Source organism: Streptomyces sp. NRRL F-525 (assembly GCF_000716605.1).
Classification (GTDB): domain Bacteria; phylum Actinomycetota; class Actinomycetes; order Streptomycetales; family Streptomycetaceae; genus Streptomyces.
The window spans coordinates 93,924-101,610 of sequence record NZ_JNXE01000043.1; the positions used below are offsets into that span (position 1 = coordinate 93,924).

A 7,687-nucleotide genomic window follows, 5' to 3' on the forward strand; every position below is an offset into this window, starting at 1 on the left:
GTCAGGTTCCTCAGAGCTGCGAAATCCGTCTGTCCTGCAAGGCGTTCGTGAATGCACGCCAAGCCTGTCTCCGGACAGTGAGCGAAGAGCCGCCCTGGTTCTTCGAGTCACGTATCAGAGCCCCATCTTGTGTACGCGCGCACTCGACACACTCCGTCCCACTGCCCCCGCTGTACGAGGACTTGAACCACTGGTGCGTCGAGGGCGCCGACATCAGGACTCCTTGCTTATGCGGTGGACGATCTCCGTGGAGGACTCAAGATCGAGTGCCTGTGCGCTGAGGTACTCGAACGCCAACCTATAACGCGCCAGTTCCTGAGGCTTCTCCATGAAGAGGCCGCCGCTGAGTAGGTCGACGTACGCCACGTCCAGCTCCGGAGTCGGGCCCCGGAGGATAGCGAAGCTGCCAACTGCCGCTGCGTGTGCGCCTTTTGAGAATGGGAGTACTTGAACGGTGACATGAGGGCGCTCGGTCAAGGCGAGTAGGTGGCCGAGTTGTTCTCGCATGACCTCACGGCCTCCGACCTCGCGACGGAGCGCCGCCTCATCGATCACGCACCAGATGCGTGGTGGGTCGTCGCGGTCGAGGAGTTCCTGGCGCTTCATGCGGATGTCGACCATGTGCTGCACCTCGCGCTCCGGGCACTGGACCTCCGAGGCTCGGTGAACTGCCTCGGCGTAGGCGCGAGTTTGGAGCAGCCCGGGGACGTACATGCATGCGTAGTGGTCTTCGCGTACGACCTCGTCCTCAAGCGTGAGCATGAGGTTCATGGACTCCGGGATGGGGTCGGCGAGTGATCGCCACCAGCCTTGGATCTTAGCGCCCTTGGCTAGCTCGACGAGGGCGATGCGTTCCGCGTCAGAGGCTCCGTATTCGCGGCAAAGGGCGTCAATGGCCGGCCACTTGACCGTTCCCTCCTTTGTCTCGTAGCGACTCAGTGTTGCCTTTGAGATGCCGACTCGTGCACCTGCTTCCTCCAGGGTCAAGCCTTTGGCTTCGCGGAGTCGGCGCAGGTCGGCGCCTAGCTGGCGCCTTCGTGTGGTGGGTCCAACTGGCATGGTTCCAGCCCCTCATGTCGATCTCTCAGATCGTGCTGGTTATTTGAGTCTGACGGCAAGACAGCGCGCGCCGGGGGCGCGCGATGCTGATGTGCGCTCCTTCCCGCACGAAATGAGAGTTCCATTTTGAGAGTTCCAGTGCAACCCTCGGTGTGAAGGTAGTTACGCATCGCAACCTGCTGTGCAGGTGGAGGGGTTGGGGCATGGACTGCACTACGTGCACGCCGAGGACGGCGTGGGAACTCCCGTTTCTTGCGGAACCCGAGGAAGTGGCAGCTCTGCGGCGGGTGTTACGCATCCACCTGAGAATCTGGGGACTGCAGGAACTGACCGTCGCGGTCCAGCTCTGCGTCAGCGAGCTCGTCTCCAACGTGATCACTCACGTGGGTGCAGGCACCCCGACCACCCTCGCCGTCTCTATGAACGGCACCCGCCTACGCATCGAAGTCCACGACCCCGACACCCGTGCTCTTCCGACACTCGTGGATGCGAGCGATCATGCCGAAACAGGACGTGGCATGGCGCTCGTCACCGCCACTTCTGACCGCTGGGGTGTGCAGCTCCTCGCCGATCGCAAGGTGACGTGGTGCGAGTTCGCCACTGCTCTGCACGCACCCGACGAGCACTGCGGTAACCGTCGGGCAAGTCGCCTTGGGGCAGCAACCACGGAGTTGGCGGCGATCGATGCCATCTCTGACCTTCTGCACTGGCTTCGAGTGCATGGCCATGACCCGGAGGAAGCCCTGGACCGAGCTCAGATGCGCTTCGAGGCTGAGCTCGGTCTCGTGGGCGACTAGCCGGGAGGTGTCACCCGGCAGCAATCGCCGAGTACGTCCAGACGTCCGCCGGGAGCGCGTGCTTCAACTTCCACTTGATCGCCATCGGCTTGCTCCCGGTGGAGCCGTCGAACTCGGCAGGGCCGAGCAGCATCCACGGCTGGGCTCCCCCGATGTCCGTGCTCTTGTAGCGGCGCACGAAGAGCAGCACATGGCTGCCCTCGGCTACGTGATTCTGGTAGCGCAGACCTGTGGGAGACGTTGCTGACGTCTGATTCTGGGACTCCCAGTGGAAGAGAGTCTCGCTCAACGCGTAATCGTGGTAACGAGTTTGAGGGGAGAAGTCCTTCTCGTCCTTCTCCAGAGTGATGAGGAGCGCGTCGGTCTTGATCGACTCACACCACTTCACGCCCTCGCGGAAATCGGCCGGCATGAAGCCACCGATGGAGGACTGGCCAAGGGCAGGAAGGATTTCTTCGCGGCTGTACGAGGCATGCACGGTCAGGGGAATGCCGCTCTGCCCGCCCACGCCCAGAAGTGGGATCGGTACGTGTTCCGTGTGGGCGAGGTTGTACTTCAGAACCTGACGCAGCTCACTGCGAACTGCGTGCTGCTCAAGCAGAGTTGAGAATCCGGCGTGGTAGTCCGCGAAGCCCTTGCGAGTGACGCCGCCAAGCGGCCACAGCTGGAAGAAGAGCATGCGGGCGTAGGCCTGACCCTGCTCGTCGAGTTCGCCGTAGGCAGGAGCGTCGTCCGTCAGCATCCGCGTGTATGCGGCTACCCGCAGCGGGTCGTCCACGTGGAGAAAGGCGGACACACGCTTGAGGAGGGCGGCTTCGCCTTCCGGCGGCTCACCCTGCAGAAGGCCGGAGCGGCGTAGCAAGCCTGTCCAGGAGTTGCCGTTGCCTCGGTAGAGCTCCTTCAACTCGCGGCCGCTCTCGTGCAGGTACCGACTGAGCCTCGGCTCGGCATAGTCGGCGACCTCACGTGCCAGCGCCGTGACGTTGACGCCGATCTGGTCCTTGATGTTGGCGATGATGGTTTTCTTCGCCTTCTCCTCAAGGATGATCTGGCAGCCGGACGGCAGCTGCGGGAAGTCGTGCTCGATGTTGTCCAGCAGCCGCTTGCGGGTGAGGTTCGTGAGCGCCCGGAACTGGTTCTCGAAACGGAACTCCTTGCGGTGCTGCCCAATGAAGTCCAGCACGGTGAGTACGGCCTTGTCCTCGGTGCGGCGGAGGCCGCGGCCGAGTTGCTGAAGGAAGACGGTGGCGCTGGAGGTAGGGCGCAGGAGAAGCAACGTATCCACGTCAGGGATGTCGAGCCCTTCGTTGAAGAGGTCGACCGAGAAGATGACTTGCACGGTCCCCGACCTGAGGTCTGCCAGGGCCTGCGCACGCTCTTCGCTGGATGACTCCCCGGATAGGGCAACGGCGTTGAGGCCGGCGGTTCGGAAGGACTCGGCCATGAAGTGCGCGTGCGCAACCGAGACGCAGAAACCCAGCGCCCGCATGGTCCCAGGGTCGGTGACCTTGTCCCTGACCGCCTTCACGACCAGCCGTGCCCGTGCCACGTTCCCCGTCAGCACGTTGCTCAATGCGCTTGCGTCATACGCCCCGCGCTTCCACTCCACCGTGCTCAAGTCGGTGGTGTCGGTGATACCGAAGTAGTGGAAGGGGCTGAGGAGTTCGTTCTCGAGCGCTTCCCACAGGCGCATCTCGGCGGCGATACGACCGTCGAAGAACTCGTCCTGGATGTTCTTGCCGTCCATGCGCTCGGGCGTTGCGGTAAGCCCGAGCAACTCGTCCGGCTGGAAGTGGTCAAGGATCTTGCGGTACGTCGGTGAGGTCCCATGGTGGAACTCGTCGATCACGATGACATCGAAGTGATCACGGGCGAGACGGTCGAGCGCTCGTGCGTTCAGCGACTGGACGCTGGCGAACACGTGATTCCAGCGCTCCGGGATCTCACCGCTGTGCAGCGACTCTCCGAAGTTCGCGTCCATCAAGACGTCTTGGTAGGTCCGCAGGGACTGCTGCAAGATCTCCTTGCGGTGCGCGACGAACAGCAGCCGCAAGTCGCGGCCGTGCTTCTTCCTCAGTTGCCTGTAGTCGAGTGCAGCCATCACCGTCTTGCCGGTGCCTGTCGCTGCGACCAGCAGGTTCCGGTGTACGTCATGCACGTACCGTTCGACGTTCAGCCGCTCCAGCATGTCGCGTTGATGCGGGTACGGACGTACTTCAAGGCCGGACAGAGTAATCGCGCGGTCTTTAGCGGCAGTTGAAGAGGTGCCTCCTGCGATGGCCAAGGCTTCCTGGAGTCGTTCCCCGTCGGCGTCGGGGTCGTACGTTTCGAAGGACAGGTCGTTCCAGTACGCCTCGAAGGTCGCCTCGAACTTACGCAGGACGTCTGGCGTGGCGATCGAAGACAGCCGGACGTTCCACTCCAAGCCGTCGAGGAGCGCGGCCTTGGAGAGGTTGGAACTGCCGACATACGCAGTGTCGTAGCCGCTCTCGCGACGGAACAGCCATGCCTTCGCGTGCAGTCGCGTCGATCGTGTCTCGTAGTTGACCTTGACCTCGGCGTTGAACTCTCGCACCAACCGGTCCAGCGCTCGCCGTTCGGTGGCGCCGATGTAGGTCGTCGTGATGACTCGTATCGGCACGCCACGCTTGTGGGCCGCTTGCAGGGACTGTTCGATGATGCGCAGCCCGTGCCACTTCACGAAGGCGCAGAGCAGGTCGACGTGGTCGGCGGTGGCGAGCTCGGCGCGTAGTTCGAAGCCGAGGCTCGGGTCCTCCGGCGAGTTGGTGATGAGGGCAGTGTCGGAGAGGGGGATGCCGGGGCGCACGGCAAAGACGCCGGGTGCCTCTTGCCGTGTCAGCGCGAGAAGTTGACGAGGGCCATCAGCCACTAGGTCCACCCACTCTTGGGCGCCTTCTAGAGTGCTGATGGACTCCAGGATGTGGTTGGCGGCGTGTACCCGTTCCTCGGCTGGAAGATTTTGTAGTACGCGTCGCACGGTCCCCGAAACGTGCCGAGTCAGCACGTGAGCCACGGACTCTGGCCCCACCTGGTCACTAACGGGGTGCCATCCGAGGCTGGCGAGTGCCGTCAACTGCTGCTCAAAGCGCAGGGTGATGAGCTGCTCATACAACCCAGCGGATGGTGTGGACGCGTCGCTGTGGCGTTGAGACATAGGCGTGTTCCCCCGGCTGAACAGATGGCTGGACGATGCAGATGTTCTACCAGCCGGCGCTGACAGCGCTCGGATTCGATCACTAGTGATCGTTATGACGCTTGTAGCGGTCATATTGAGAAGCACAGCTGATCAAATCCGGGTACGTTTCATGCGTGCCGCTACACGACCTGCTCATACGCATCGCAGAGACCTACGACCCTCAGGACGGCACGTCCAAAGAGGTGCCAGCTCAGGCTCTCCTCCGAGGGGTGAAGGAGAGGACTGATCTCCCACTGCCCCACGGTTTCATTGCATCGGGGCACGGTGGGCAAGGGTCCGCGAGCATCACGCCGTGGATTGGGGTGTTCGACAAGGCGATCAACACCGAGCCCCAGGAGGGGTTGTACCTTGCCTACATCTTCGATGCGAGGCTTACGTCCGTCACGCTCACGCTGCAGCAGGGAGTCACGAACCTCTCCAAGGAGTATCCCAAGCAAGGTGATCTACGGCGCGAGTTGAAGCGGCGCGCGAAGCATCTTCGAGCAGGAATGCAACCGCAACTGGCCGTGCGGTGGACACATACGCCAGCTTTCGGGACGAAGGCAGAGCGGCCTCGCGCCTACGAGGCTGGGAGCATCGTGGCGAAGCGCTACGAGATTGCCCAACTGCCTGCCGAGGACGTCCTCAAAGAGGATCTCCACACAGCTTCCCTGCTCCTTCGGGACGCTGCGGCCAGCCAGCGCATCTGGCTCCAGGCGCCGGCACCGAATGAGCCCTTTGAGTACGTACCTGAGGAGCACGCTCCAGCGGGCGACCCCCTAGATGGCTTCCACCCCAACAGCAGCAGCGACTACTACGTGCGCACAAAGGGAGGCACGCACCGCAGGGAGCGTCGGCATGAAGAGCTCATTCACGGCTTTGGCCTCCATGCTGTGACGTGCGGATATACCCCGATTACGCGGCGTATGCACCCGAGGGACTTGGTTCTGCGTCGCTCTGCCGGAGACCTTCAGCGCGATTGGTTGATCGAGGGTAAGGCGGTGAAGAAGGGCAACGCCACGCAGGCAGTTCGCGAAGCTGTCGGCCAGCTTCTGGAGTACAGCTACTACTGGTACGAGAAGCGCGACGAGCCGAAGCCGCATCTCGTAGCCCTCTTCACCGAAGACATTGGCCAATACGCCGAGTATCTAGAGGATCACGGCATTGCCTCTGTCTGGCGTGCTCCTGATGGAGAGTGGGCAGGCTCACCCATAGCAATTTCCTGGGAGCTAGTTGCCGCGACCTGATGTGGGGCATCGACGAACCGTCGGTGCCCCATCAACTCATGTGCAGCAAGCGTGTGTTGTTCGGCCGCCGCTGTCGCCCCTCAACCCCCGTGACACTCCCCATAAGCCCGCCCCGACCCACACCAGCAACTAGCCCCCCGCTGAGGCGGCCAAACCACAGCCCGCCCCCGCGCAGCGAGAGTCGTCGCATACTGCGGCAACAGGTCGGCATCCCCAGGCGAAGCCCCCTCGGACGCCGCGAACGCCTCATAAGAAGGCACCGTCCCCGTGACGATCCCAAGGTTCGGCGTCCCGCTAGCCGCCAGCTCCCGCAACGACCCCTCTATTGTCGCAAGGTGCTCCTCGTGCGACGGGTACTCCACCGCAAGGGACTCGTACGCCCCCACCAGCTCGGCCAACTCCCCCTCGGGCCAATGCAGTACGGCCACCGGGAACGGACGCGACAACGCCTCCCGGAACGCGCCCAGTTCCGCCCGCAGCCGCGAGATCTCGGCCTCAAGCTCCGCCGGGTTGTCCGACCCCAGTGACCACACCCGCTTCGGATCATGCAACTCGTCCAGGGAAACCGGCGACGAGGAAGATGAGGAAGACGAAGAGGGCGAGGAGGACAACGAGGACGCGTGGGCCGAATGCAACGTGTCCGCCAGCGTGTCCCACTCGTCGTGCGACACGCCCAGCATCCGCCGCACCCGGTGCCGGCCGTACAGCAACGGGTGGGTGGAGTAAGGCGGTTCGGGGACATCGGTCAGGAGCAGCGTCACGCCCTCCGTGAACGTCTCCTGCGCCGCCTCCAACTCGTCGTGGGACTCCAGGGACTCCGCGACGATCACCCAGGGTGCGGGATCGCGGGGGGACGCGGTCCGTACCCCGTCGATGATGGCCCTGGCCTCGGCCTCGTGGCCGTACTCCCAGAGGTTCGAGGCCTTGAGGGCCCGTACCAGATGCGGGGTTTCCAGGGCGTCCGCCGAAGACAGCAGGCGGTCGTAGAGCGCGGTGGCGGCGGGGCGGTCGCCGGCCAGTTCCAGGTGGGCCGCGGCCTGGAGGAGCAGGGCTTCGGCGTCCTCGGGGTAACGGGCGGCGGTCCGCTCCAGGCGGGCCGCTTCGGCGGAGTGGTCGACGTTCTCGGCGGGCGTGTCGGGGCGCATGAACGACACGGTACTGCCGATGCCTGCACAGATGGAGGCAAGGGCAGAGATATGCCCAGGTCGGCCGGTGAGGGTGGCGTGGGGGAGCGGTGAGGGCGCCGGCCGGGGGCCGCCCCACGGGGAACACCGGGTGGCTTCCCGGTTTCCGCCAGTTTTACGGCTGCTTCGTTTCTACGACCCCTGCGCTTCTACGACCTTCACCTCCCGTTGCCCCGCCCGCCCCCGCCCCCGCCCCTCTCCCGC

General features: G+C 63.9%; 6 protein-coding genes. 2 read left to right on the forward strand and 4 right to left on the reverse strand.

Annotation, left to right across the window (positions count from 1 at the left end):
- Positions 1-10 precede the first annotated feature (10 nt).
- Together OO69_RS50870 and OO69_RS41210 are read right to left on the reverse strand one after the other, a co-directional pair.
- Positions 11-214, reverse strand: a complete 204-nt coding sequence (locus tag OO69_RS50870; protein WP_078652795.1) for a DUF397 domain-containing protein — start codon at positions 212-214, stop codon at positions 11-13.
- Positions 214-1,059, reverse strand: coding sequence for a helix-turn-helix domain-containing protein (locus OO69_RS41210; protein WP_033286077.1), 846 nt, complete (start codon positions 1,057-1,059; stop codon positions 214-216). The genes OO69_RS50870 and OO69_RS41210 overlap by 1 nt, the downstream gene beginning before the upstream one ends.
- A 203-nt stretch (positions 1,060-1,262) precedes the next feature.
- Between OO69_RS41210 and OO69_RS41215 the strand changes: the two genes are divergently transcribed.
- Positions 1,263-1,856 carry an ATP-binding protein gene (locus tag OO69_RS41215; RefSeq protein ID WP_033286078.1) on the forward strand — a complete coding sequence of 198 codons (594 nt, stop codon included), beginning with the start codon at positions 1,263-1,265 and terminating at the stop codon, positions 1,854-1,856.
- Positions 1,857-1,866: 10 nt separating this feature from the next.
- Here the strand turns inward: OO69_RS41215 and OO69_RS41220 are convergent, their stop codons facing one another.
- Positions 1,867-5,031, reverse strand: a complete 3,165-nt coding sequence (locus OO69_RS41220; protein ID WP_033286079.1) for a DUF3427 domain-containing protein — start codon at positions 5,029-5,031, stop codon at positions 1,867-1,869.
- A 155-nt stretch (positions 5,032-5,186) separates the two neighbouring features.
- Between OO69_RS41220 and OO69_RS41225 the strand changes: the two genes are divergently transcribed.
- The gene (locus OO69_RS41225) at positions 5,187-6,299 is read left to right on the forward strand and encodes an MrcB family domain-containing protein (protein WP_158713483.1); all 1,113 of its coding nucleotides are present in this window, start codon (positions 5,187-5,189) and stop codon (positions 6,297-6,299) included.
- Between the two features lie 80 nt (positions 6,300-6,379).
- Here OO69_RS41225 and OO69_RS41230 read toward each other — a convergent pair whose 3' ends face one another.
- Positions 6,380-7,444, reverse strand: a complete 1,065-nt coding sequence (locus OO69_RS41230) for an SEC-C domain-containing protein (protein ID WP_033286093.1) — start codon at positions 7,442-7,444, stop codon at positions 6,380-6,382.
- Between the last annotated feature and the right edge of the window lie 243 nt (positions 7,445-7,687).